Source organism: Ruegeria sp. HKCCD6426 (assembly GCF_057221115.1).
Map to the genome: position 1 here is coordinate 549,807 of NZ_JBWVBF010000001.1, position 24,105 is coordinate 573,911.

Genomic DNA, 24,105 nt, shown 5'->3' on the forward strand with positions numbered 1-24,105 from the left:
TCACCGTGTTCAACGAATATAGATCACGCAGGGCAGCTTCTAAATCGAATGTGCTTACGCTGGAACGGCCAATCGAGAGTCTGCCCGAAACCAAGGTGACCCCTGAACCCATAGACACCGATCTGCAGGCTCACCTGGAGCTCAAAAGCCGCCTACACGGCGAACTTCTTGACCGGCTCAACCTGTCTGTCATCGACAAGGTCGAACGGTCCGAATTGAAGCGCCAGATCGCGTCCCTTGTAACAGGCTTGATCGAGGCTGAGCGCCTGCACCTGAAGTCAGAAGCCTTTACGGCTCTTGTCGAAGAGCTCATCCACGAAGTCATGGGATTGGGGCCGTTGGAGCCACTGCTGGAAGATCCAACCATCAACGACATCCTCGTCAACTCATACGACAAGGTTTACGTCGAACGCTTTGGTTTACTGGAGCCGTCAACTGTTCGTTTTCGCGACGAACGGCACCTGCTGCGGATTATTGACAAGATCGTCAGCAAAGTTGGCCGTCGAATCGATGAATCCCAGCCTTGGGTTGACGCCCGCCTGGAAGACGGCAGCCGGGTCAACGCCATCATTCGGCCTTGTTCAGTCGATGGGCCTGCATTGTCGATCCGCAAATTCTCTCGCAACCCGTTGACAATAAGCCGGCTTGTCGAGCGAAACAGCATGAATGACCAAGCGGCGAAACTTCTCGAAGCGTTGGTGGAAGCGAGGCTCAATGTTCTTATTTCGGGGGGTACTGGCTCGGGCAAAACGACCATGCTGAACGCCGTTTCATCGTTCATCGACGGCAAACAGCGTATTGTGACAATTGAGGATGCAGCCGAACTGCAGCTTCAGCAAAGCCATGTTGTCCGGCTTGAAACCCGCCCTGCTAATTCAGAGGGGCAGGGCGTTATTACTCAGCGTGATCTTGTCCGTAACGCCCTTCGGATGCGTCCTGATCGCATTATCGTCGGAGAAGTTCGCGGTGCCGAGTGTTTTGATATGCTCCAGGCCATGAATACAGGGCACGACGGGTCTATGACTACCGTTCACGCGAACTCGGCGCGTGATGCTCTGAGCCGGGTCGAACAGATGGTGACAATGCTGGGGGCCGACCTGCCGATTAAAACGATCCGATCTCAAATCGCTTCGGCCATTCATATTGTGTTGCAGCTCAGCCGCCTCAGCGATGGCACCCGCAGAGTCGTCAGCATCTCCGAAATTACGGGCATGGAAGACGACACAATCACAATGCAGGACATATTTGTCTTCAAGCGCCGGGGGAAGTCAGAGAACGGAGAAGTTCTGGGAGAGTTTTTACCCACCGGCATCCGACCGAAATGCTTCGATCAACTGGTTTCAGCCGGAATTGATGTGGACACCAACATGTTTATTCGCGGGGCTATGCCATCATGATCGACTTACAGCCAAACACACTGAACATTCTGATTTATATTGCAATTTTTCTAGGCATATTGCTGGCATATGAGGGGTTGCACCAGCTGCTCTTGCGTAAAGAGACGCTTAGCGAAGCGCGAAATCGCCGCATGAAGATGATTCAAAGCGGCGCCTCAACTGATCAGGTTCTTCAGTTGCTGCGGGATCCCGCAATGGTGGCCGCGGGTGACCGGCCCGGATTGATCGCCCGTTTTCGCCGTCTACTGGTTCAAGCGGGGTTGGCAATTAGTCCTATTTGGGTTGTCTCTGCTGCCGCAATCCTCGCAGCGGCGGTTTTTGTTGGTGCATCCCGCTTTATCGTTCCGGAACTCGCTGCGGCCCTGAGCGCAATTGTCAGCTTGGTCCTGCCGATAATCGTGCTGATTGCCATGAAAGAAAACCGGTCAAAGAAATTGACGAAACAGCTGCCAGATGCCTTGGACCTGATGGCTCGGGGTCTCAAAGTTGGTCACCCCGTGGCCGTAACGGTTGGAAATGTCGCCACGGATTTGCCAGACCCCATCGGCTCGGAATTTGGGTTTATTCAAGATCAGATCAATTATGGCGATGACGTCGCGACCGCCTTTCACGATTTTGCAAAGCGCGTTGGAACCGAGGATGCGAACTATCTTGCAGTCAGTATCGGCATCCAGCATGGGACCGGCGGCAATCTCGCACGAATTCTGGGAATTCTGTCTCAGGTCATCCGTGACCGTCAGATTATGCAGAAGAAAATCAAGGCCATTTCTGCCGAGGGACGTCTGAGCAGCCTCATACTTACGATTTTGCCGGTCATTATTTATCTTTCGATCGAACTTTCCACACCAACTTTCTATGGCGACGTTCGCAGCGACCCGTGGTTTCCGTTTTTTGCCTACGTGATTATCGGCCTGACGATTACTCAAGGGTTGCTCTTGAAGCGGCTCGTCAAATTCAAGTTTTAGAAGCGAGCGGAGATATGGATACCATTCAAAACATTCTGAACGACCAAGGCCTTCCCCCGCAGTTACTTCTGCTGTCCGGTCTAGCTGTTAGCGTTTTCTTTGTTGTCCTGGGTCTTTCGGGCATGACTGCCAGTGACAACACAGCGGCGCGGCGCATGCGCGTTGGGTCAGTTTCACAGGCGCACGGGCAGGACTTTGACCTCATTCAAGGTGATGACAGTGACCCGCATGGTTTGTTCAAGGCATTTGTACCAACGTCGAGACAGGAGCGTTCCAAAATCGGAAGGTTGCTGAAACAGGCGGGAATTCAACGAAAGCATGCCATTCGTTCGTTTTATTTCTTCCGTGTGGTTACTGGATTCATCCTTCCGGCAGCTTTCGTAATTGCGTTGGCCTTGCCAATTGAAACGCAAGTTCAACTTGGGATCGCTAGTTATCTGCAAAGTATCACATGGATGACCGCGTTGCAGATCGTGACAGTATTGATGGTTGCTGGGTTTTATGGCCCCGCCCTTTGGCTGCGTTACCGGATTAACAAACGCCGTCAGGCAATCGAACACAGCCTCCCAAATGCACTGGACCTGTTACAAGTGGCGATAGAGGCCGGGTTGGGATTTGATGCGGCGATGGTCCGCGTGTCGCACGAGCTGGCACAAGCGGCCCCGGAAATCTCGCAGGAGTTCTCAATTCTTCAATTGGAACTTCAAGCTGGCAAGGAACGGCAGGTGGCCTTTTTGGACATGGCGGATCGGGTCGGCATTGATGAGGTGAATTCGTTTGCGAATGCGTTTTTGCAGTCCAATCAGTACGGCACCAGCATTTCCGCCTCATTGCGCAGATTTGCGACTGACATGAGGTTGGACCGCGAACTACGGGCGCAAGAAAAGGCCAACCGCCTACCTGTGCAAATGTCAGCCGTAATGGCCATGTGTATGATGCCCGTCTTGTTGTTGATTTGCTTGGCACCAATGTTGATCCGTTGGATTAACATGTTTGGGTGAAGAGCCACAAAGCGACGCTGTTTTGCGTACCGGCAGTATTTCTCGCGCAGCTAATCACACAACGCGTGATTCTCGGTGTTTGTTAGTAGCGAGTGGTTTATCCGACACTGGCCACTTGTCTACCCGCGCTCGGACTTTTCGGCGTCTGTGCCACGGTCGTTGCATTCTGAGGATTTAGAAATCGCTTATTCCGACGCTCACCCTCTGAAGTGAGGCTTTCGACATATGGCTCAGCGATCTCCTCACAAGCAGCTCTAAGGCAGATAGCCACTTGTCGTGCAAACTCTTCGGAGACACTCGCATCGCGCGCGCCTCTTGAAAGGTAGATGTAGGCGATCACCATCGAGGTTTCCGAACACGATTTTTTTATCCGGAATGATCGCACTTCAGCCAAGGCGCAATCAGCCAAACCGCGCGGGTGCTCCCATCGGTTGGCGCGAGCTTGGAACTACCTGACGGGCGCAGCACTTGACTATTACAGGCACTCAGCGATTGAATAGATGCCGGCAAGGTTTCCTTGCACGATCATTTGCGATGGGTCTTTGGGTTTATTGCGTTTTTCAGCGTCCTGCCTATCACTTGTTAGTTATGGGATGTGTTTTAGGTATTAGATGTTAAAGCTAACAGTCCTTTTCCTATACTTGGCTTTACCTGCGCTTTTGGTCATAGGGCCGGTCACCAGAAGCGAAGGATTCCGCTGGGCGTTATCGATTGGATTTCTAACTTTTTTCGTACTTTCCAACTTCCGGCCCACATTTGCAGGACGAGTGTTTCAAGTTGTCTTGGGGACGATACTGGCGCTGCTTAATGCAGCGCTTTCAGCATCGTTTATCATACAAGGTACACCTTTTAATGCTGCGTTTTTTGCGCACCTCGATACTTCGACCCTCAAAATCGCCTGGCAAACGCAAGCCATCGGAGTACTGGCATTTGCCGTTTACGTGCTTGCAGCGCCATTCATAATACTTTGGGCAGGCCGAAACAGAGTGGCAGATAACCTTTTTGACCGACTCCCGCCCAGACGAACCGTTGTGTTCAAGGCCTGCAGTCTTCTACTTTGTGTTGGCCTTAGCTTTCCGATTTCGGCGATAGCACAACACTATATGAACCAAGGCAAAAGTTCCGAGCGGTTGGATGCCACTTTAAGCGAGCTTCAGCGGCAAACCTTACCCGTCAATATCGTAATGTCCGAACGAAAAAACGTGGTGTTGCTTTACCTTGAAAGCCTTGAACAATCCTATTTTGACGAAGCCAGATTCCCCGGCCTTTTACCGGGTCTTTCGAAGCTCCAGAGAGAAGCAATTTCGTTCTCGAATGTGGTTCAGTATCCAGGGACGAGTTGGACGATAGGGGGCTTGGTGGCCAGTCAGTGTGGCATCCCTCTCTTGACCCGCCGAGGTGGGAACTCCGTCCTGGAAAAGGTGGACAATCCCTTCCAAGCATTTGACTGCTTGGCTGAACTCCTCGAAAAAGCTGGATATAATACAGCATTTATTGGTGGTGCCTCCCTGGATTTTGCTGGAAAAGGACGTTTTCTTCGCGACAACGGCTACCAGGTTGCACTGGGTCTGGACGAACTGCCAACCTCGTCCCGCCATAGTTGGGGGATGTTCGATGACGAGCTCTTTGGCCACGCTTGGCAATTGTACGAAGGGTTAACCGAAGACCAATCGCCATTCTTGTTGACTGTTCTGACTTTGGATACCCATCATCCAACGGGGACTCCATCACCAAGTTGCGCACCATATTCGCCGGACGCGTCCTCCATGCTGAACGCTGTACATTGCACGGACCAGTTGGTTCTGGACTTTGTAGAGGCGATCCGGGCGTCCAAGGCAGCGGAAAACACAATCGTGGCGATTTTTTCGGATCATCTCGTGATCGCCGGTGACGTATTGTCTCATTTTGAAGGCATGGAACGCCTTCTGACTTTCCTGTTGCTTGACCCGTCGCGCGACGGTGCGAGCTATTCCGGAAAATCAAGCCATTTTGATGTTGGGCCAACGCTTCTTGAGGCTGCCGGAATGAAAGGGGTCGATTTTACTTTTGGACAATCCCTGCTGACGCACTCGCAGGGTTTCGTGGCAGATCGCAATCTGGTCGAACAAGACATGAATTCGTTTTACGTTGAAATGTTGGTTCAGAACCTGAAGGACGCCAAGTGAAGTCCGGGTTTGGCTCTGAAAACCTTCACATAGTGACAGGTCAAAAGGACATCATATGGGCAAGCGCCTGTAATTGGGCTCAGTTCTCTCTAACAAACGTTTCGAAAGGCGCCCGCAAGCCTCGCTAGCTATTTTGTAGACAGGCTCAACCCAGTCAAAGTCCCGCGGCCAAAAACTGATATTGCAGTTGGTCCCAAGCCGGGAAAACTGCGGCCCTTAGAGACGGGTTCCAATCTCAGGCGGCGAACAATGGAAAGAATGCGCAGTATTCGGCCATTCCAGCGCAAACCGGATGTAAGTGACAAGTAATGACCGCCGTGGTCCACTCGCCACAAACTGACTACTGGTTTAGAGATCTCGGGCTTGTTTGGGCGACCGCCCAACTTAACACGATTATTGGCCACCCTGTTCCAAACGCCAAACGAGGTTGGCTTTAACCGTCGGCCATTCGGACTGGATGATTGAATAAACGGCAGTGTCGCGAACTGTTCCGTTTGCCATGATCATGTTGGATCGCAAAATCCCATCAAGCTTTGCACCGAGCCGTTCGATCGCTCGGCGGCTTTGCATATTGATGAAATGAGTTCGGAATTCGACACAGATGCAACCAAGTTGTTCAAAGGCATGCTGAAGTAGCAACAGCTTGCACTCGGTGTTCAGCGATGTTCTCTGCACGGATTTTCGATACCATGTCGACCCAATTTCCAGCCGGCGATTTGCAGCGTCGATGTTCATATAGGTGGTCATTCCCACGGCGCGACCCGAGGCCTTTTCGATCACTGCGAAAGGGAACATCGAACCTGCCGCGCGCAATGCCAGCCGGCGTTCGATTTCTGCAGGAACATCTTCGGGTTTCGGTACCATCGTGTACCAAAGACGGTGAAGCTCGCCATCCGATGCAGCCTCTGAAAGATCGCTATGATGTCTTTCAGCGAGCGGCTCGACCAAGACGCATCGCCCTTCCGAAGAAAACGGTTCTATCCAATTGGTCATGTCAATATCGTCTCGCAGCAAACCCTAAGCTTTCAATAGTACCCGCTACTTGCGGGTACAATCATGAAACACAACTGCATGGCGGATTGGGTGTATGAAGCGCACTAAGGCTCGGCGTTGTTGAGCAACTTCGCGGTGCCAAACCCTCGGAAAAATCTGCTCACGCCTTGGGCTATATTGTTTTTTCGAAAATGATCGCCGCCTCTGTGGCGACCTTGTCTGATACGTCCTTTGAGGCTTTGATGGCATTTCATTTTATGCCGTCAATGCGCGCTCACAGGAGTTCTGATAGGAGAACAGTTGCAGACATGCGCCGTCAAATCGCGAGATCAAGGCGTGGTTTCCAAAATGGGCGAAATAGCTCGATCTTGGGGCAACGATCCATGACGACTTTCAGGCCGGCATCCTCAGCCAGCTTGGCTGCGCGGTCGTCGTATACGCCGATCTGCGCCCAAAGAACCTTGGCGCCGATTTCAATGGCCTGTTCGGCAATAGCGTAAAGTTCTTCTTTCGGTCGGAAGACCTCGACCATGTCGACAGGGCGGTCAATGTCTCGCAGGGATTGCAGCACCGGGATGCCCCGGATTTCTGTCAACTTCGGATTGGGATTTACCGGGATCATGTCGTAGCCCGTTTCGTGCAGAACTCGCAGTACGCCGTAGCTGAACTTGGTCTTGTCCGCGCTGGCGCCCACCATGGCAATGGTTTTCACCGAGCGCAGGATATCAGACAGGAATTCCTGTGAGTACGCATAGCGATGATCGATGTCGTCGGGCATCTATGTCTCCTTCGGTGTCGCAATATCCGCTTTCAGTTCATGCGGCTCCAGTGGATCGAGAAATGGATTGCGGTACAGTTTGTCGTGACTATCAACACCGATTTCCAGCGTGCAATCCGTCACGGGCCGCGCAATGCATAGCAGAACATAACCCTGCGCGATCTGACGGTTGTTCAGTGCAACCTGTCGGCGTTGATCAACCTCGCCATTCGTCAACTTGGCTGCGCAGGTGATGCAGCCGCCGTATTTGCAGCCATAAGGTAAGTCCACGCCTTGTTCGCGCAATGAATCCAGTAAGGGGCGCTGGGGGGCGACCTCGTAAACAGCACCGCCCCGGTTGGCAATTGTGATGGTGAAGGAATCCGTCACAGCCAGATGTCACTTGTACAATCGCCACCTGGGTAACGGGTCTCGTGGCATCGGCTGGGACCGTTGGGCTCTTTGCCGAAGTCGACGATGAACTCTTCATTGATCTTCATGCCGCCATTTTCAACGTCGCAATCAATTCTCACCATAACTCCGCCTTGCTGGCGGATCTCGGGGTAGAATTGGTTGTCCCACGTCGAAAAAAGCGATGTGGTCACATAGAGCCGCCTGCCGTCTAGTGAAAGCTGAAACATCTGCGGCCCGCCGGCCATCTTTACACCATTGACCTCGGGTGCTTTGCCCAGCAGTCCTCCCATCCAGACCTGACCAGTAAGTTTCGGATTGTGCGGATCGGTGATGTCGTATTGGCGCATGTCCCCATGCAGCCAGTTGTTTAAATACAAGAACTTGTCATCCATCGACACAAGGATCGCAGACATGACGCCCGGCACAGGAATGGGCCACTCGGGGTGAGGTTCATTGTCCACATCAATGATCTTTTCCCACTCCCACTTGCCAGCGTCGGATTTCCAGAAGTGGATCACGTTGGAGCTGAGCGCCGCTCCGCAGAACCCGTGTGTACTGTCAGGATCGTGCAGGAACTTGACTTCCAGCGGGATCAATCCGTCCTCGCCCAAATACATGCTTTCAACCGGGACACGCTTTTCGAAGTCCCAGATGTGCAGCCGCCGCCCGTACTTTAAATGACCGACCTCTTCCAGATCGAAGCCTGGCATGAACGTGTTCGGCGCGGCCCATTCCGAACTGACCATCACGTTGTGCCGCGGCTGGTACCAAAAGTCATAGCCGAAAGGGATGTCGCCCATTGATGCTTCCCACCGCCCCACGATCTCGAAATCTTTGTTGAGGTGCAGATACCCACCTGGCGCCTCGCCCTTGGCGTCGCCCAAAAACGAAATAATGATCTCGGACCCCAGACAGTGCACAGTGTGCGGGCCGGAAAGATCAGTCTTTGATTTGATCTCGGCGCCGTCGATCACTTTGTAGAGCCGAGGAGTGCGTGGGTCCGTCGCGGTATCAACCACGTGGATATTATTGGAGCGCACGCCCGGAACCAGCAGGTATCTGCGCGACATAGAGCTGTCATCGTGGCAGGAAGAACAGGCATTCCACCCCATGTGGTGAAGTTCGTCGCCGATCCCTGGCATCTCCAGGCGGTGGATCACCTGTGAAAAGGTCGGGCTGTTCGGATCGGCGTCCACCGTCGCGAGGTAATCCGGCTTTTGAATGCCGGTCCCCGTGTAGATCGCAATTGTATATAGCAGTTTTTCCCGAGGCGCCCTGATTGCCTCCTGTGGGCTTGCATAGCCAGGTCCGCAGCACGCTCCATCCATTTGCTTACCCCCGGTTGAAACCACTAAACTTAACGAAAATCGAAAATAGATTTATCACAAAGTGAGAAAAAAGTACCTAGAGCGCTGGATAGCGATACAGGAAGTCGTCGGTCAGAAAGGTAGGGTGTCGGGGGCTGACACTTGCGCGCCCTGAAGAACTTGAGGTGGAGTAGGGCGTTATCCGGGGACAGGGATAACTGAATGCTTCGATGAACAGGACACGGAGGTTGCGCGGCTGCCGCTACTTCAGGAGAAACCTGACCGGGCGCCGCTCTCCCAATCGGAGCAGTCGGATCCACGCGGGTGTTGACGTCACTCACATGCAAATAAATCTCTAGCATTACGACTTAATCAGACTACTTGTTTCGGCAATGCCGAATGAAAGTTCCGGGAATTCCGCATTCAAAATAATTCATGCATGTCGCGCTTGATGCACAAGGCAAACACATGTTTCAATTTTAGTGCTTGAGCGGCAAAACTTTCCGCGAGTCAAATAATTGAGAACCTCAAGGTTTTCAAAAAATTATGCGCAGTGGCTAACACCAATCAACAAAATTGCGCGAAATACGTCCAACATGGAGAATTCACATGAACAAAATTTCGATGCTATTGGGTGGCGCTTCGGTAGTAGTCGCCATGCCGGCAGTGGCTGCCGACATCGTTATCGGCGTGCCGAACTGGGCTTCAGTGAACGCCACCGCGCACATCCTGGAACTCATTATCGAAGAAAACCTCGGTCTTGATGTCGAGCTGCAAAATGGCACGAACCCCATCGTATTTGAGGCCATGGACAGCGGTTCGATGCATGTCCACCCCGAAGTCTGGATGCCAAACCAGCAAAACCTGCACGACACCTATGTCAAAGATAACGGCACTGTTGTCATGAACGAAAACCCGGTTCAGGCCGAGCAGGGCATGTGCGTCCCGACTGCAATCGCAGAAGAATACGATATCAAGTCCATTGATGATCTAAGTGACCCAGACAAGATGGCGATCTTCGACACCGATGGAAACGGTACACCCGAGGTCTGGATCGGCGCACCAGGTTGGGCCTCGACCGTCGTCGAAAAGATCCGAGCCAAGTCATACGGCTATGACCAGATATTCGAGCTGACCGAGTACGAGGAAACTATCGCTTACGCCAACCTGGCCAATGCCACAAAGGCAGGCGAGCCGTGGATCGGCTTCTGCTACAGCCCGCATTATATCTTTGTGACTCAGGATCTGACTGTGCTGGAAGAGCCTGCTCATGATCCGGCTTCCTGGACTATCGTTCAGCCCACAGACGACCCAGACTGGCTGGCAAAATCCGAAGCATCGTCGGCTTGGAACGGCGCAACACTCCACCTTCACTATGCCAAGGAGCTGGAAGAAGCCTATCCTGAGGTCGCTGCTTTGTTCCGCAACTACCAGATGCAAGGCGATGATCTGAGCACCATGGGTAAGGCGCTGGCCGTGGACAACGTGGAAGCCGCGGATTTCGCCCGCCAATGGGTGGATGAAAACGAAGACACTGTGATCGGCTGGTTGACCAACTAAATCACTCATCGGAGGGCCGTCGCGACAGATCGCGGCGGCCCTTTTCTGATCTGCCGGGCGAAACTCCGCCATATGGGGGGCAAATGGACGAACCTGTCGTAAAACTTGATAATGTCTGGAAAATTTTCGGCGCGCGGGCCGAGGAAGCCATGGCAGCAGTTCGGGCCGAAGGCATAGGCAAGCCTGAAGTTCTTGAAAGATTTAATTGTGTCGTCGGCGTGCAGGGCGCGACGTTCGAAGTGCCAAGAGGCGAGATTTTCTGTATCATGGGCCTGTCTGGTTCGGGCAAGTCGACGCTGGTGCGTCACATTAATCGCCTGATCGAGCCGACAGCTGGCCGGATCGAAATTCTGGGGCATGACGTCTCAAAGATTTCCGAGGGCGAACTGCGCCGTATCCGGGCGCAACAGATTGGAATGGTGTTCCAGCATATGGCGCTGATGCCGCACCGCTCGGTTCGCGATAACGTGGCTTATCCGCTGGAAATTAGGAAAGTGTCAAAGTCCAAACGCTGGGCGGTGTCTGATCATGCTCTGGGGCTTGTTGATCTGACTGGTTACGAGGATCGCCTGCCCAAAGAATTGTCCGGTGGTATGCAACAGCGGGTAGGGATTGCCCGTGCGTTGGCGTCGGACCCGGAAATTCTGTTGATGGATGAGCCGTTTTCGGCGCTCGATCCGCTGATCCGGCTACAGTTGCAGGATCAGTTCAAAGCGCTGGTGGCTCAGTTGAAAAAGACAACGTTGTTTATCACTCACGACCTGGACGAAGCTATCCGCATCGGGCACCGCATTGCCATTATGAAAGACGGTGTGATCGTGCAGATCGGCACTCCTGAAGACATCGTGATGAACCCCGCCGACGACTATGTGCGCGAGTTTGTTCAGGGCATATCAAAACTCAAACTGGTTAAGGCGCATTCGATCATGGAGCCTCTCGACAGCTATTCCGGGCCGCTTGAGGGCGCACCGCGCGCGGACGAGGGGGCGGATCTGGATCAGCTGATTGATCTGGCCGTGAATACGGAACTGCCGGTTATCATCACGGATTCAGGCAGCGACGTTGGGGTCGTCACAAAGCCGCGTCTGCTGCGGGGTATCCAGGGGGGCAAAAATGACTGATGCAACAACGGAACTGAAGGTCACAGCCGCCTCGGACATCGAAGTAGACCGCGAGGCGCTGGATCGCTCGATTAACGAATTCGTGGGTCCAAACGGAGACTATTACGTTAAGACATTTCACAAGATTCACGATGCGACCAGCGCCGTTCCCAACACATTCAATATGTGGGCGGCCTTGTTGGGACCGTTCTGGTCGGCCTCTCGCGCAATCTGGGGAATGTTCTGGACGTTCCTGATCCTCGAAATCATTGCATGGGTTCAGATCGGGCGTGGTGCCTGGGGCAACCCGGGTGCCGATTTCGCAGAACGGGCCGCAGGTCAGCAAGAACGGGCCGCCGAGCTATTGGCGCGCGCGGCGGACTCCACCGAACAGGCTGACATAGATCGCTTTACCAAGCTGGCCGAAAACATACAGAAAGCGGCCGACACAAGTTTGGAGAGAGCGGCGGCCGCTCAGTCCGAAGCCGCGGGCATTCTGATTACCGGCTTGCTGATGCTGTTGGTGTTCAAGCTGGTTCAGGGCTTCTATGCGGATCGCATCTATGAAAAGCAGTATTCGAACTGGCGGATCGACCCTGACAGCACCGAAAGCGGAAGGTCTACGCGGAATATTGTGTTGGGTGCTATTCTGGTCGCCGCGATTGGGCCACTGATTGTGTACAAGTTCACTGTCAACGCCTCGCTTCCTTTGCTGGATGAGTTTCCAGAGAAAGAAGTCTCCGGGATAATTTTGGGCGAAGGAAACGGAACCCTGTTTTCGGCCTTGGCGAGTTGGATGGAGGCGAAAATTGATGCGGCTGCAGCAGCGGGCGGAGATATTTTCGATGGGATCGTGGCCGGAGTGCGATCGGTTCTGGATGCGCTGACCATTGCTCTGATCGGATCGCCCTGGCCGGTTGTTATGCTGGTGATTTGCGTTACTGCATGGCGCTCGGCGGGGCCACGGGTGGCGATCTTTACTGCATCCTCTTTAGCCTACATCGCATTGCTGGGGTATTGGGACGTGGCGATGGAAACAGTCGCCCTGGTCGGCGCGGCGGTTCTCTTGTGTGTGGTATTCGGTATTCCGCTGGGGATTTGGTTCGGCAAATCCAAACGCGCATATCGCGCAGCGGAACCAGTTTTGGATCTGATGCAAACGCTGCCCGCGTTTGTGTATCTGATCCCGATCATCGCCTTTTTTGGTACCGGGAACCCGCCCGGTATTCTGGCCACCATTATTTTCGGGATGCCTCCGGTTATTCGCCTGACCGCCTTGGGTATGCAAGGCGTGCCTGAAAGCATCAAAGAGGCAGCCGTGGCCTTTGGCGCGTCCAAATGGCAGTTGCTTAAGGATGTCGAAATCCCGTTGGCTCTGCCATCTATCATGACCGGCGTGAACCAGACCATTCTGATGTGCCTGTCTATGGTCGTAATTATCTCGCTGATCGGCGGTGGCGGACTTGGGAAAGAAATCCTCGAGGCGTTGCAATATGCCGCCAAGGGGCCAGGACTTCTGGGCGGGTTCGCAATTCTATTCCTTGCGATGGTCATGGACCGCATTGTCCAAGGTGCCTTCCGGCGTGAAGACGAGAAAATATGATGGCTTTGGCGCCCCGGCTTAACCGGGGGCGTTTTTTTGTTGAAGGGGCGAGACATGACCGATCGTTACGAACAGTCCATGATGGATAACCTTTACTGGTGGGGTGTCCCGACATTGTTCCGGTGCCCTCATACCGGACCCGAGGGCAAGGATATCGCTCTGGTCGGCGTGCCGCATTCGACAGGCAACGGCACGACTGAACGCGATCAGCATCTGGGACCTCGGGCTTTGCGGCATGTCTCGGCCGTGCAACGCCGTGTGCATTCGCTGTTTCAGATCGATCCCTGGGAAAGTGCAAATATCGCTGATGTCGGGGATGTCCCGTTTCCCCGGGCCAACGATAACGAAGATTGCATTGAACGCATCACGGCCTTTTACAAAGACATAGACACAGCGGGCGCGCGCCCCGTATCAGTTGGAGGAGATCACTCGGTCACCGGTGGGATTGTACAGGCGCTGGGCGGCGGCAAACTTGCTGGTGGCGAGCCCGTCAGCTTTCTGCATCTTGATGCGCATACGGATGTGTTCACCAAGGTTGATCACTTTCTGGGCGCCCGCAAATCAGCGGCGCATTGGGGTGCATATCTGGCCGATCAGGGGCAGGTGGATCCCACGCGGTCCATGCAGATTGGGTTGCGGGGGCACCCGCGCAGTCTGGACTGGCTGCAGCCGTCTTACGACTATGGGTATAATATCGTCACGATGCGAGAATTCCGCCAAAGGGGCTTGCCCGACGTTGTTGCACAAACCCGAGAAGTTCTGGGCGATCGCCCGGTTTACATCACCTTCGATCTGGATTGCCTCGATCCAACCGTAGCGCCAGCTGTTTCCAATCTGGAACCCGGAGAGAAGGGCTTCGATATCGATGAAGCTGTCGGTATCCTGCACGCGGCGCGAGGTTTGAACATTGTTGGTGGCGACGTCGTGTGCATGATGCCAACCAAGGATAGTCCGAACAATATTACGGCCCTGACCGCCGCAGCGGTTATGTTCGAGATGATTTCGATGATTGCCGAAAACGTCAGCGCACGGTAGCCCGTCGCGCATCCACTGCCTGTGCCAGCACGCAGAGCAATTCAAACATCAATGAGATTCCAAGCCACGCTGTGCCGCCGTCGGGATCGAAAGGTGGCGACACCTCGACGAGATCGGCCCCGACAAGGTTCAGCCCTGACATTTTTCGAATGACCTGTTGCGCTTGATAGCTGTTGGGACCACCGATTTCTGGCGTTCCGGTTCCGGGCGCATAAGTCGGATCAACAAAGTCGATGTCGTATGTGCAATAACAGGGTTTTGATCCGACGATCCGCCTGACCTCGGTCATCACGTCGTCGATGCCACGGTCGAACAGCTCTTCTATACGAATGATGCGGATGCCCTGTGCCTCGCCCCACTCGACATCTTCGGTGTTGTAGGCTGTGCCGCGAATGCCGACCTGTACAAAACGTTTCGGGTCAACCAGACCTTCCTCGATCGCGCGACGGAACGGTGTGCCATGGGTGAATTTGTGACCTCCGAAATAGCTGTCGAAAAGGTCTGTATGGCTGTCGAATTGAACCAATCCTAGCGGCCCTGATGAGGCGAGAGCCCGTAATACCGGCAGCGTTGTCAGGTGGTCGCCGCCCGCAGTCAACGGAGCGATGCCCTGGTCAACCAGTTCCGAGTAAAACGTTGTAACGCGGTCCAACGTGTCCTGAATGTCCACAGGGTTAGGCGCGACGTCCCCCAGATCAGCGCAATTGACCAAAGAGAAGGGGCTGACGCCTGTGACAGGGTTCATAGCCCGGATCATGGTCGAGTAATCACGCAATTGACGGGGCCCGTGCCTTGCGCCGGGGCGGTTGGTCGTGCCCCCATCCCAAGGAATGCCGACGATAGCCAGTTCTACCTCACCATACCGATCATGGTCGGGGTTCAAGCTTGGCAAGCGCATAAAAGTTGGCACACCTGCAAAGCGCGCAAGCTCCATCGCAGAGACCGGTTGAAAGAAGGATTTCGCCATAATGACCTCTGACACCTGGTGTTCGTTGAACTGACACTATCCCCACAGCTCTTGTTCACAAAACGAATGTTGGGAAGGTGTGCCTATACGCGTAACCTTTAGCGAAACGTCAGGTGACAATTCGAAACCGCCTGCGGATTTCAGCATCCTGTTCAGGTGTGAGGTACGCTGGGTGATGTGTATTCAGAATCCCTTTTGCCTGGTCGCGTGCATTTGTCCAAGCATCCTTGGCACCGCTTATTTCCCACGTCCGGGGTTCATTTCGATCCGCCAGAGAAGGGTAGAAATAATCCCGTTCCATCGCGCTGTAGGTATGGGAGCTGCCAAGAAAATGCCCGTCACCTAATACCGATTGGCAAATAGCATCAAATCCGAGGTTTTCTTCGGTCACCTCAATTCCGCGCAGCGCCCGATACGTGTGGGAATGCATCTCATTGTCCAAGACAAATGCCTCGAAGCTGACCCCCAACAAAGAGGCCGTCATCCCCGAACTTTCATAAATCAGATTGCCACCCGCCAACGCAGCGGCCAGTGACGTCGTGCCTTTTTCCACGCCGTATTGCGCATCGATCGCCTTGGCATCCGTCATTGAGGCAGCAACACCAGAAGGCAAACCCAACCAGTTAATGATTTGCGCTGAAGCTGCGTTGAGAATTGCGGTTTCGCCACTTCCACCTGCAAAGGACCCGGTTCTCAGATCGACGATGAGCGGCCAGTTTGAGAACACCATCGGAAAACCGGATTCGATCGTGTTGACCATAACCAGACTTGCCAATGTTTCAGCCAACGATTGAGCCAGAAAGCCGGCCAGAGTTGCGGGCGCCGTTGCCCCGGCTTGTGCAGCTGTGATGCAGGACATCGGAATATTGTGTCGAATGCACTCATAGACAACTTCAACCGCGTCTTCACCGTATCGCAGCGGCGAAATAACCGGGCTGATATGTGCCTTCAAAAATGGACGTTTGGAAAACTCACCCGACCCGCCAGCGGCAATGTCCAGAAGATCCACGATGGGCGCGACGTGTTCGGCCAAAGTGAAAGACGTTGCAACGGGCTTGGTCGTGTTCTTGATCAGCGCGTAAACCGTGTTCACGTCCAAATCGAAAACATCCGGCACATCCGTGGCGACACAGCACCTTGTAAACCAGCTGACGTTGGCCAGAGTGTCTTGCAGGCGGGTGAAATCATGCAGATCAGCCAGAGTCGCAGGTCGATATACTCCTGTGTCCATATCAAGCGTCTGAACTGCGGCACCTCCGGTTCCAAAATACACACGGTCGCCACCGACCTCGATGGACCGCCTCTCGTCCCGGCCATGCAGCACGAAAGTTTTGGCGGCTGTCTTTACGGAGTTTTTGATCATTGCACGTGGAAAAAGCACCCTGTCCCGTTCTGCTTCAATCGCTCCTGCTGCCAATAGGTCTTTGCGCAACCGATCCGGCACATTGCCCATGCCCAGGGTTTCCAGCAATTTCAGGGCTGTGTCGTAGATCTGCGCAATTTCATCTTCAGTCAGTGGTTTGAACTGACCGCCAATCTGACCTGGCGCGCAAGGATCCACTTCCGGTTTCGCAGCACGTTGCGCGATACGAGCCCGGCGACCGCTTCTCTTGCCTCCTTCAGACGACATCCCTGCTGCGCTCCTGCGTCGATGTTTCTCGCACACTAAAGACAACAAAGTTCGGCCTGCAAAAGTTGCAGTACCATTCTTGAAAACTAAAACCACAGTTTCGATTTTCCAAAACCAGCGAATGTGCCGTTGCTGAGAGGCCGGATTTGTTTCCAAGGTTTGGGCGACGCAGAAGGGAGCGCGCTCGATGAAGTCACGCACAAAAGCCGTTGTCATTGGTGGGGGGATCGCCGGGTGTTCAACACTGTATCATCTGACACAGGAAGGCTGGACTGACGTTGTTCTGGTCGAGCGGAACGAACTGACATCTGGGACGACGTGGCACTCGGCGGCCCAAGTCACCAATTTCGGAATGAACCAGACGATGGTCGGGCTGAAATCCCATTCGATCCGTCTTTACAAGGAACTGGCCGAGGATCCTGACTACCCGATCAATTATCACCACGGCGATGGCGGTATTCGGTTGGCTAACACCGAGGCGCAGATGCAGGGTTACCGCCACTTTGCGTCGATGGCGCGCGGAATGGGTGTGCAATTCGAGGTAATCGACGCCGAGGAATGCGCTCGGCGTCACCCGCTGATTTCCACCAATAACCTGATTGGAGGGCTATGGGACCCGATGGATGGTGACATAGACCCGGCCCAATTGTGCCAGGCGTTGGCGCGGCGTGCGCGCAAAGCTGGCGCAGAGGTCTATCGCAACACTCCGGTTACCGGCTTGATCCAGCATGACGACGACACCTGGACGGTTCAGACCGAGCATGGGGATATCGACTGCGACGTTGTCGTCAATGCCGGCGGTTACCGCGTCAATGAAATAGGCGCGATGATGGGGGTCCACCATCCGGTCTCGTCGATGGAACATCAGTACTTTCTAACCGAAGAAATTCCCGCCATTCGAGACGCCGATCATCGTATGCCTCTGCTCAGGTGTCCGATCAGCGACTACTATTGTCGGCAGGAAAAGAACGGGTTGCTGGTCGGTTTCTATGAACAGGACTGCAAGACCTGGGGTATGGACGGGATCGATCCGAACTTCGTCAACGCCTTGTGCCCTGACGACCTGGATCGGGTGACAGACGTGCTGGAGGGTGCTTTTGAACGGATGCCTGCGCTGATGGAAGTTGGCATTCACACCGTTGTTAATGGGCCAATTACCTACACAATCGATGGGGCGCCTTTGGTGGGCCCTATCCCCGGCAAGCGAAACGCATTCTGCATTATCGGATTGCGCGCCGGTCTGGGTGAAGGGGGAGGGCACGGATGGCTGCTGGCTCAGCAGATCGTGCATGGGGAGGCCTGTTACGACACGTGGTGCCTTGATCCCAGGCGTTTCACAGGACACGCCAACGTAGAGCTGACAGCGTTGAAGGCCATTGAGGACTACCAGAATGAGTTTCGGTTCCACTTTCCTCACGAACACCGCCCGGCTGGGCGCCCGGCCAAGACGACGCCACTGACGCCGATATTCGCCGCAGCAGGGGCTGAATTTACAGTGATCAACGGGTGGGAGCGCGTCGATTACATTAAACCTCACCCAGACTTTTCGCCTACCTTGGGCTTCGATTTTGACGAAACATTCGATGTCGTGGCATCCGAAGTACAAAATATTCAATCGAATGTTGGTTTGGCAGAGGTTAACGGGTTTAACCGGATCGAGATTACAGGTCAGGATCGCCACTCGTTCTTGGATCGCATGTTCTGCGGAACGGTGACCAAACGTGACGGTCGGGTAGGGCTTGGCTACCTTTTGAACCATCGCGGCATGGTCAAGTCAGAGGCAACTGTCGCCAACCTGCCTGCCAGCGACCGGGGCCCATCGCGAGTCTGGTACGGGTCCGCAGCTGCCAGCGAATATCACGACATGGATTGGTTGGCGCAGCATTTGAGGCCGGGTGAAGATGTTCAGCTTCGGAGCCTGACCAACGATCAGACGATCCTCGTCCTTGCTGGCCCAAATGCACGCAGAGTGTTGTCGTCCTGTGCGCGGGGAGATTGGTCTGCAGAAGCGTTTCCGTGGCTCAGTGCGCGGGAGTGTTTCGTCGGAATTGCACCGGCAACCGTGATGAGCGTCAGTTTTTCTGGCGAGCTGGCCTATGAAATTCACGTTCCAAACGCGTCACTTTATGCGGCTTACTTGGCGCTTGAGGAGGCGGGCAGGGCGTTCGGCCTTCGTCTGTTTGGCGCCAGAGCGGTAGAGTCCATGAGAATGGAGAAGGGATTCCTGCATTGGAAGGCGGATTTGATAACCGAATACGACCCCTTTGAAACGGGTTTGGATCGGTTCGTGCACCTTGAAAAGGGGGATTTTGTGGGACGCACAGCGCTGCAGAAACGGCGTCTGAGCGAGCCCCGAAGGCAGTTGATCACGCTACATGTGGATACTGAGCGGGCGCCTGCGCATCCAGGTGCATCAGTGACAGACGGCAACGATGTCGTTGGAACGGTGACATCCGGTGATTGGGGGCATCGAACCGGGCTTAACCTGGCCAACGCATTTGTCGAAAAAACCTACGGTATGGAAGGCAAAAGACTGGAGATCGACTTGTGCGGCGAAATGATTGCAGCAACGGTTATTTCCTCTTCGCCCTATGATCCGAAGATGAAAAGGGTGCGAAGCTAGCTCGTCGACTGCTTATGATTCCGACATCAGTGTGCAGAATTTTGTGGTCAAAAACCTGAGTTCGGCACTGGAAAACCAAGTTTTGCATTGCCGTAGAGCGGTTTCTCTGTTTCGCTTTTTTCGAAAGAGTGGAAACAGTAGGGACCACGCCATTGCAAAAATCTCTGAGCTTACGTTGGCTGGAAGTATTCCAATTGATCGCCAAGTCCGGGTCCGTTCAAAGGGTGGCCGCTGAAACGGGCTTGTCCATCAGCACCGTTTCAAACCACTTGCGTAGTCTGGAAACGGCGCTGGGCGTCGAATTGGTTGACCATGGTCGTCGCCCAATGGGTTTGACACCGGCCGGTGAAGTGTTTTCCAGGTACGTGCGAGAAGGCCTCACTGTGCTAAAGCGCGGCGAGGCGGAAATTCGCTCTGGCAACTGGCAGCATGCGACTGTTCTGCGGCTGGCTTTGATCGACGATTTCGACAATCAAGTAGCGCCTGAGCTGTTTAGATTTCTTGCCCACGCGTTGCCGAGATGCAATTTTCGCCACTTCACTCGCCCCAGCCATGAAATCATTACCAAGTTGCAGGAACACAAACTGGACGCAGGTGTGGCGACCCAGCCAGTCGGCAGAACCGATGGCTTGGTCGAGTATCCCTTGTTGCGTGACCCTTTCATTGTGATCCTTCCAAAAAGCTTCGAAGGGACGGTTGAGGATGTTCTGTCCCCCGGTGCCGAGTTGCCATTCCTGAGATATTCAAGGGACTACACTATCGGCAAGCAGATCGAGATCCAGCTGACCCGTAGCAAATTTAGTTTGCCAAACAGGTTTGAACTGGAATGCAATCAGTCAATTGTAGGGTTGGTGGCAGAAGGCAGTGGTTGGGCGATTACAACAGCTGCGAGCTTCCGGCGTGCAGAACGATTTCACGGCAGCGTCAATGCGCGGCCCTTTCCCGGGCGCAACTTTGTTCGAACCGTTTCGCTATTCACCACCGACGTGTATCCGATCTCCACATCCCTGCTCATTCACAAAGTGCTAAGAAATTTGATAAAGCAGAACTTCTGTGATCCGATATGCAAGAAATACCGTTGGCTCGAAAACGATTTCCGGACACTGCAGAGTGATTTCGAGTGATACGATCCTTAAAATCAAATTCACGCATTTCCAAACTATAGAATAGCCATTCCGTCTTTTTCGAATTCTTCGCCGTGTTTCTTGACCGGTTCGGATTTGCCGCGCTGATTGTCAGCCATGCATATTTGGCGATGATTGGATCAACCTGAGAGGTGATGAGTAACTGGTATGGCGATCACTTACCTAAAACAGGCGAAACCGCCCCCAGTTTCCGAGAGCGCCGACATTCGGGACACCGTTGCTATTATGCTCGCAAATATTGAGCGTGACGGCGAAGACGCGGTGCGTGCTTACTCGGAAAAGCTGGATGGATGGTCTGGCGAGATTGTTTTGCCTGATGAGGCACGCCAAACCGCCTGCGATCGGGTTCCTGAGGACCTCAAACGGGATATCCGTTTCGCCCATGCAAATATTCGTCACTTTGCCGAGGCTCAAATGGCAACGGTTTCGGACTGCGAGATCGAAATTATCCCTGGAATGTTCGCTGGCCAAAAGCAAATCCCCGTGCGCAGCGCGGGATGTTACGTTCCGGGTGGCAGGTACAGCCATGTCGCGAGCGCTCTAATGACAATTACGACGGCCAAAGTTGCTGGGGTTCCCCACATCACCGCCGTATCTCCTCCGCGTGACGGACAGGGGATTCCTGACGCCATCATTTATGCGATGGACTTGGCCGGAGCAGATGTGATCCTGAACCTGGGTGGTGTACAGGGGATCGCGGCAATGGCGGGTGGTCTTTTCGGCACCAAGCCAGCCGATATCCTTGTAGGGCCGGGGAATTCGTTCGTGGCCGAAGCCAAGAGAGTGCTTTTCGGCAAGGTCGGAATTGATATGTTCGCCGGTCCAACCGATTCACTGGTCATAGCCGACCAGACATCTTCCGTAGAAACGGTTGCTTGGGATCTGGTCAGTCAGGCGGAACATGGGGCTGACAGCCCCGTCTGGTTGGTAAGCACCGATCGTGATGTTGCGATGGGAGTTATTGCGCGCATTCCTGAACTGATTGACAGCTTGCCCGAGCCCAATGCCACTGCGGCGCGAGTTGCATGGCGTGACAAAGGGGAAGTCATCCTGTGCCATACGCGTGATGAAGCCGCGCAAGTCGCCGACCAATATGCGCCGGAACACCTTCAGGTTCTGGCCGATGACTTGGATTGGTGGCTAAGACGACTGAGAGTTTACGGGTCACTCTTTCTGGGCAAAGAAACGACAGTGTCATTTGGCGACAAGATATCCGGCCCAAATCACGTCTTGCCGACCAGTGGAGCGGCCAGGTACACGGGCGGGCTGTCAGTTCACAAGTTCATAAAAACAGTAACCTGGCAGAGGTGCGATAGCACTGCCTCGCAGGAATTGGCGGCCAGAGCGGCTCGGATCAGCAGGTCGGAGGGGATGGAAGGTCACGCGCGAGCGGCGGAAATGCGCATGGATAGATCTGAAAAAGACCTTCCGAAAGTGGTGTCTCAAAATTGAAGCATTTGTTTGGGTCGCTGCTTGGTGCCTGGACAAAAGGTCGTGCCGTCTAATTATTCAGGTCCCTTCAAAGCCTCATTCAGTTTCCTTCATCCTCCGAGTCGTGCCACATTAAAGGCGCCAACCATTCCTGGATCGCAGTAATGTCGGAACCCAAACTCAAAGGTTGGAACCATATGCCGGAGGTGCCGCTGAGGGTTTCTCCGTTGTTTAGATGGCCGTTGAAGCCTGTTGAGATCGTGCGCTGGGTTTGGGGCTCATGGCTGCTTATTTCTGAGAAACTGATCATTCTCGGTATCTCTTGCGCCTGCTATTTTTGGTTTAGCCCTTCGTTGGCAGAAACCAAAACGTTCGAGATCGGCTGGATCGCTCAAATCTATGTTCGCAATTTTCTGCTGATCTTCTTTTTAGCCGGAGTTCTTCACTTATGGTTCTACAAATACTCCGCTCAGGGAAATCGGTTAAAATTTGATCCTCGCCCACTGATGGTGAAGGGTAAGCAATTCACTCTTGGCGGCCAGGTTCGCGATAATATGCTATGGACGCTCGGTTCAGGGGTGTTTTTCTGGACAGCTTACGAAGCGCTGATGTTCTGGTCGATGGCCAACGGCTTTGTTCCATCCATCACCTGGGCAGCGAACCCGATCTGGTTTGTAGCGATCTTTCTTCTGATACCACTTTGGGAGAGCTTCTATTTCTACTGGATCCATCGGCTGATCCACTTGCCGTTCTTATACAAGCATATTCATTCGGTACATCACCGTAACATAAACGTCGGCCCGTGGTCTGGACTATCAATGCATCCTGCGGAACACGCGATTTATCTGGGGTCTGTTCTGATACACTTTTTGGCCGGAGCGCACCCGCTGCACATCATTTTTCATCTGCAATACTATACTTTGACGGCAGTCACGACACATACAGGGTTCGAAGGGTTGGTGGTCAAAGATAAAAACCGGCTGGCGCTTGGAACGTTTCATCACCAGATGCATCATCGTTACTTTGAGTGCAATTACGGCTCTCTTGAAATGCCGTGGGACAAGTGGTTCGGGTCGTTCCACGACGGAACTGCGGAGGCCAACGAACTTATGCAAGAGCGTCGTAAGTCGATCTTAAACAAGTAACCGGGTCTTCGGACTTTCATTTAATCCTTCCCCCACTGAACTGGTCCCCAAAACAAAAATCTTTACGGAAGGAGTGATAACGCTCCTTTGGTGTCGAAGTGCTTAGGGAACATTGCGCTCAAAAAGCGAAATACAATTTTTATGGCTTCGGCACGGTCAAATGAATCCGGGTGGAGCAGGTAGTCAGTCCACATTCCTTCCAACATTGCCAAGGTGCCATGGGTAGCGTCACGGGCGACCTGCGATGGTTGGTCGATTTCAGCTTCCTTCGCAATGCGCGCGAAGGCGTTGTAGACCATATTCCGCAGTTTTGCGTCACGCGTGTCTGAAAATGCTGCAATTGTCGCCCTGTTCCGGGCTTCTCCGCGGAATGCGTACCAGATCGACACGCTTTTCTTATTGAGAATGTCTTCACCCAGATCGCCCCGCACGATCATTTCGATATGCTCTTGACCAGTTTGTCCGGTCGTTTCCAGCAAATCGTAAATGCCATTGTAGTACTGCTCAGACGAGTACCGGGCAGCCTCGTCGACAAGGTTATCTTTGCCGCCAAAATGAAGGTGAATCATCCCCCGGGATAACTCTGCTCGCTGAATGATCTCGCTGACCGAAGTTTCCGAAATCCCTTTTTCAGCAACTGAATCGAGTACCGCTTCGATAAGAGACAAGCGGTTTCGCTCTCGTATTTGTTGGCGTTTTCCTGTCATTTCAACCAGCAGTTCTATTTCTTTTCAGTCGTTTAACTTGCGTTCTGGCGGGTTTTGACGAATTGGCCAGCTCCGCCTCTGAAAATATCAGTTGACACAGCTTGCCATAAAATTCCAGATTTAAATGGACGATTGTCCATTTTGTGATGGCGGTCGCCAC

Annotated in this window: 19 protein-coding genes; 12 read left to right on the top strand and 7 right to left on the bottom strand. The window is 53.7% G+C overall.

What is annotated here, in order from left to right:
- The first annotated feature begins 5 nt into the window (after window positions 1-5).
- The 4 genes from AC2TDA_RS02780 (at window position 6) to AC2TDA_RS02795 (ending at window position 5,528) form a co-directional block, all read left to right on the top strand.
- Entirely contained in the window at window positions 6-1,397 is a 1,392-nt protein-coding gene (locus AC2TDA_RS02780) for a TadA family conjugal transfer-associated ATPase (protein WP_480878742.1), read from the top strand.
- Window positions 1,394-2,362, top strand: a complete 969-nt coding sequence (locus tag AC2TDA_RS02785; RefSeq protein WP_480878743.1) for a type II secretion system F family protein — start codon at window positions 1,394-1,396, stop codon at window positions 2,360-2,362. Before AC2TDA_RS02780 ends, AC2TDA_RS02785 begins: the two co-directional genes overlap by 4 nt.
- Window positions 2,363-2,376: 14 nt before the next feature.
- Complete coding sequence (locus AC2TDA_RS02790; protein WP_480878744.1) at window positions 2,377-3,363, top strand: type II secretion system F family protein; 987 nt, start codon at window positions 2,377-2,379, stop codon at window positions 3,361-3,363.
- A 611-nt stretch (window positions 3,364-3,974) separates the two neighbouring features.
- The gene (locus AC2TDA_RS02795) at window positions 3,975-5,528 is read left to right on the top strand and encodes a sulfatase-like hydrolase/transferase (protein ID WP_480878745.1); all 1,554 of its coding nucleotides are present in this window, start codon (window positions 3,975-3,977) and stop codon (window positions 5,526-5,528) included.
- A gap of 393 nt (window positions 5,529-5,921) precedes the next feature.
- On the opposite strand, the gene AC2TDA_RS02800 is transcribed toward AC2TDA_RS02795, so the two are convergent.
- From AC2TDA_RS02800 to AC2TDA_RS02815, 4 genes are all read right to left on the bottom strand, one after another.
- Window positions 5,922-6,521: a GNAT family N-acetyltransferase gene (locus AC2TDA_RS02800; protein WP_480878746.1), complete on the bottom strand. Its 600-nt coding sequence runs from the start codon at window positions 6,519-6,521 to the stop codon at window positions 5,922-5,924.
- A gap of 316 nt (window positions 6,522-6,837) precedes the next feature.
- Window positions 6,838-7,299 (bottom strand): CoA-binding protein, encoded by a 462-nt coding sequence (locus tag AC2TDA_RS02805; RefSeq protein ID WP_480878747.1) that lies wholly within the window; start codon window positions 7,297-7,299, stop codon window positions 6,838-6,840.
- Window positions 7,300-7,668, bottom strand: coding sequence for a 2Fe-2S iron-sulfur cluster-binding protein (locus AC2TDA_RS02810; protein ID WP_480878748.1), 369 nt, complete (start codon window positions 7,666-7,668; stop codon window positions 7,300-7,302).
- Complete coding sequence (locus AC2TDA_RS02815) at window positions 7,665-9,020, bottom strand: selenium-binding family protein (RefSeq protein WP_480878749.1); 1,356 nt, start codon at window positions 9,018-9,020, stop codon at window positions 7,665-7,667. The genes AC2TDA_RS02810 and AC2TDA_RS02815 overlap by 4 nt, the downstream gene beginning before the upstream one ends.
- A 588-nt stretch (window positions 9,021-9,608) precedes the next feature.
- Between AC2TDA_RS02815 and AC2TDA_RS02820 the strand changes: the two genes are divergently transcribed.
- The 4 genes from AC2TDA_RS02820 (at window position 9,609) to AC2TDA_RS02835 (ending at window position 14,297) form a co-directional block, all read left to right on the top strand.
- The gene (locus tag AC2TDA_RS02820) at window positions 9,609-10,559 is read left to right on the top strand and encodes an ABC transporter substrate-binding protein (protein WP_480846550.1); all 951 of its coding nucleotides are present in this window, start codon (window positions 9,609-9,611) and stop codon (window positions 10,557-10,559) included.
- 83 nt (window positions 10,560-10,642) lie between these two features.
- Window positions 10,643-11,680, top strand: coding sequence for a quaternary amine ABC transporter ATP-binding protein (locus AC2TDA_RS02825; RefSeq protein ID WP_480846551.1), 1,038 nt, complete (start codon window positions 10,643-10,645; stop codon window positions 11,678-11,680).
- Window positions 11,673-13,262 carry an ABC transporter permease gene (locus tag AC2TDA_RS02830; RefSeq protein ID WP_480878750.1) on the top strand — a complete coding sequence of 530 codons (1,590 nt, stop codon included), beginning with the start codon at window positions 11,673-11,675 and terminating at the stop codon, window positions 13,260-13,262. Before AC2TDA_RS02825 ends, AC2TDA_RS02830 begins: the two co-directional genes overlap by 8 nt.
- A gap of 54 nt (window positions 13,263-13,316) precedes the next feature.
- Window positions 13,317-14,297 (top strand): arginase family protein, encoded by a 981-nt coding sequence (locus tag AC2TDA_RS02835; RefSeq protein ID WP_480878751.1) that lies wholly within the window; start codon window positions 13,317-13,319, stop codon window positions 14,295-14,297.
- Here AC2TDA_RS02835 and speB read toward each other — a convergent pair.
- Both speB and AC2TDA_RS02845 read right to left on the bottom strand, forming a co-directional pair.
- Entirely contained in the window at window positions 14,284-15,264 is a 981-nt protein-coding gene (speB, locus tag AC2TDA_RS02840; RefSeq protein ID WP_480878752.1) for an agmatinase, read from the bottom strand. The two genes, AC2TDA_RS02835 and speB, sit on opposite strands and share 14 nt — an antisense overlap.
- Before the next feature lie 109 nt (window positions 15,265-15,373).
- Window positions 15,374-16,894, bottom strand: coding sequence for a trimethylamine methyltransferase family protein (locus AC2TDA_RS02845; protein ID WP_480878753.1), 1,521 nt, complete (start codon window positions 16,892-16,894; stop codon window positions 15,374-15,376).
- 187 nt (window positions 16,895-17,081) lie between these two features.
- Between AC2TDA_RS02845 and AC2TDA_RS02850 the strand changes: the two genes are divergently transcribed.
- The 4 genes from AC2TDA_RS02850 (at window position 17,082) to AC2TDA_RS02865 (ending at window position 23,238) form a co-directional block, all read left to right on the top strand.
- Window positions 17,082-19,517 carry a GcvT family protein gene (locus AC2TDA_RS02850; protein ID WP_480878754.1) on the top strand — a complete coding sequence of 812 codons (2,436 nt, stop codon included), beginning with the start codon at window positions 17,082-17,084 and terminating at the stop codon, window positions 19,515-19,517.
- Between the two features lie 128 nt (window positions 19,518-19,645).
- A complete protein-coding gene (locus tag AC2TDA_RS02855; protein ID WP_480878755.1) occupies window positions 19,646-20,641 on the top strand; it encodes a LysR family transcriptional regulator in 996 nt (331 codons plus the stop codon).
- A 168-nt stretch (window positions 20,642-20,809) separates the two neighbouring features.
- The gene (hisD, locus tag AC2TDA_RS02860; RefSeq protein WP_480878756.1) at window positions 20,810-22,114 is read left to right on the top strand and encodes a histidinol dehydrogenase; all 1,305 of its coding nucleotides are present in this window, start codon (window positions 20,810-20,812) and stop codon (window positions 22,112-22,114) included.
- A 143-nt stretch (window positions 22,115-22,257) separates the two neighbouring features.
- Complete coding sequence (locus AC2TDA_RS02865; protein WP_480878757.1) at window positions 22,258-23,238, top strand: sterol desaturase family protein; 981 nt, start codon at window positions 22,258-22,260, stop codon at window positions 23,236-23,238.
- A 62-nt stretch (window positions 23,239-23,300) separates the two neighbouring features.
- Here the strand turns inward: AC2TDA_RS02865 and AC2TDA_RS02870 are convergent, their stop codons facing one another.
- The gene (locus AC2TDA_RS02870; RefSeq protein WP_480878758.1) at window positions 23,301-23,945 is read right to left on the bottom strand and encodes a TetR family transcriptional regulator C-terminal domain-containing protein; all 645 of its coding nucleotides are present in this window, start codon (window positions 23,943-23,945) and stop codon (window positions 23,301-23,303) included.
- Between the last annotated feature and the right edge of the window lie 160 nt (window positions 23,946-24,105).

Excerpts from the sequence above, each read along its gene's own strand:
- AC2TDA_RS02785 (WP_480878743.1), top strand. The coding sequence starts at position 1,394 with ATGATCGACTTACAGCCAAACACACTGAACATTCTGATTTATATTGCA.
- AC2TDA_RS02790 (WP_480878744.1), top strand. The coding sequence starts at position 2,377 with ATGGATACCATTCAAAACATTCTGAACGACCAAGGCCTTCCCCCGCAG.
- AC2TDA_RS02795 (WP_480878745.1), top strand. The coding sequence starts at position 3,975 with ATGTTAAAGCTAACAGTCCTTTTCCTATACTTGGCTTTACCTGCGCTT.
- AC2TDA_RS02800 (WP_480878746.1), bottom strand. The coding sequence starts at position 6,521 with ATGACCAATTGGATAGAACCGTTTTCTTCGGAAGGGCGATGCGTCTTG.
- AC2TDA_RS02805 (WP_480878747.1), bottom strand. The coding sequence starts at position 7,299 with ATGCCCGACGACATCGATCATCGCTATGCGTACTCACAGGAATTCCTG.
- AC2TDA_RS02815 (WP_480878749.1), bottom strand. The coding sequence starts at position 9,020 with ATGGATGGAGCGTGCTGCGGACCTGGCTATGCAAGCCCACAGGAGGCA.
- AC2TDA_RS02820 (WP_480846550.1), top strand. The coding sequence starts at position 9,609 with ATGAACAAAATTTCGATGCTATTGGGTGGCGCTTCGGTAGTAGTCGCC.
- AC2TDA_RS02825 (WP_480846551.1), top strand. The coding sequence starts at position 10,643 with ATGGACGAACCTGTCGTAAAACTTGATAATGTCTGGAAAATTTTCGGC.
- AC2TDA_RS02830 (WP_480878750.1), top strand. The coding sequence starts at position 11,673 with ATGACTGATGCAACAACGGAACTGAAGGTCACAGCCGCCTCGGACATC.
- AC2TDA_RS02835 (WP_480878751.1), top strand. The coding sequence starts at position 13,317 with ATGACCGATCGTTACGAACAGTCCATGATGGATAACCTTTACTGGTGG.
- speB (WP_480878752.1), bottom strand. The coding sequence starts at position 15,264 with ATGGCGAAATCCTTCTTTCAACCGGTCTCTGCGATGGAGCTTGCGCGC.
- AC2TDA_RS02845 (WP_480878753.1), bottom strand. The coding sequence starts at position 16,894 with ATGTCGTCTGAAGGAGGCAAGAGAAGCGGTCGCCGGGCTCGTATCGCG.
- AC2TDA_RS02850 (WP_480878754.1), top strand. The coding sequence starts at position 17,082 with ATGAAGTCACGCACAAAAGCCGTTGTCATTGGTGGGGGGATCGCCGGG.
- hisD (WP_480878756.1), top strand. The coding sequence starts at position 20,810 with ATGGCGATCACTTACCTAAAACAGGCGAAACCGCCCCCAGTTTCCGAG.
- AC2TDA_RS02865 (WP_480878757.1), top strand. The coding sequence starts at position 22,258 with ATGTCGGAACCCAAACTCAAAGGTTGGAACCATATGCCGGAGGTGCCG.
- AC2TDA_RS02870 (WP_480878758.1), bottom strand. The coding sequence starts at position 23,945 with ATGACAGGAAAACGCCAACAAATACGAGAGCGAAACCGCTTGTCTCTT.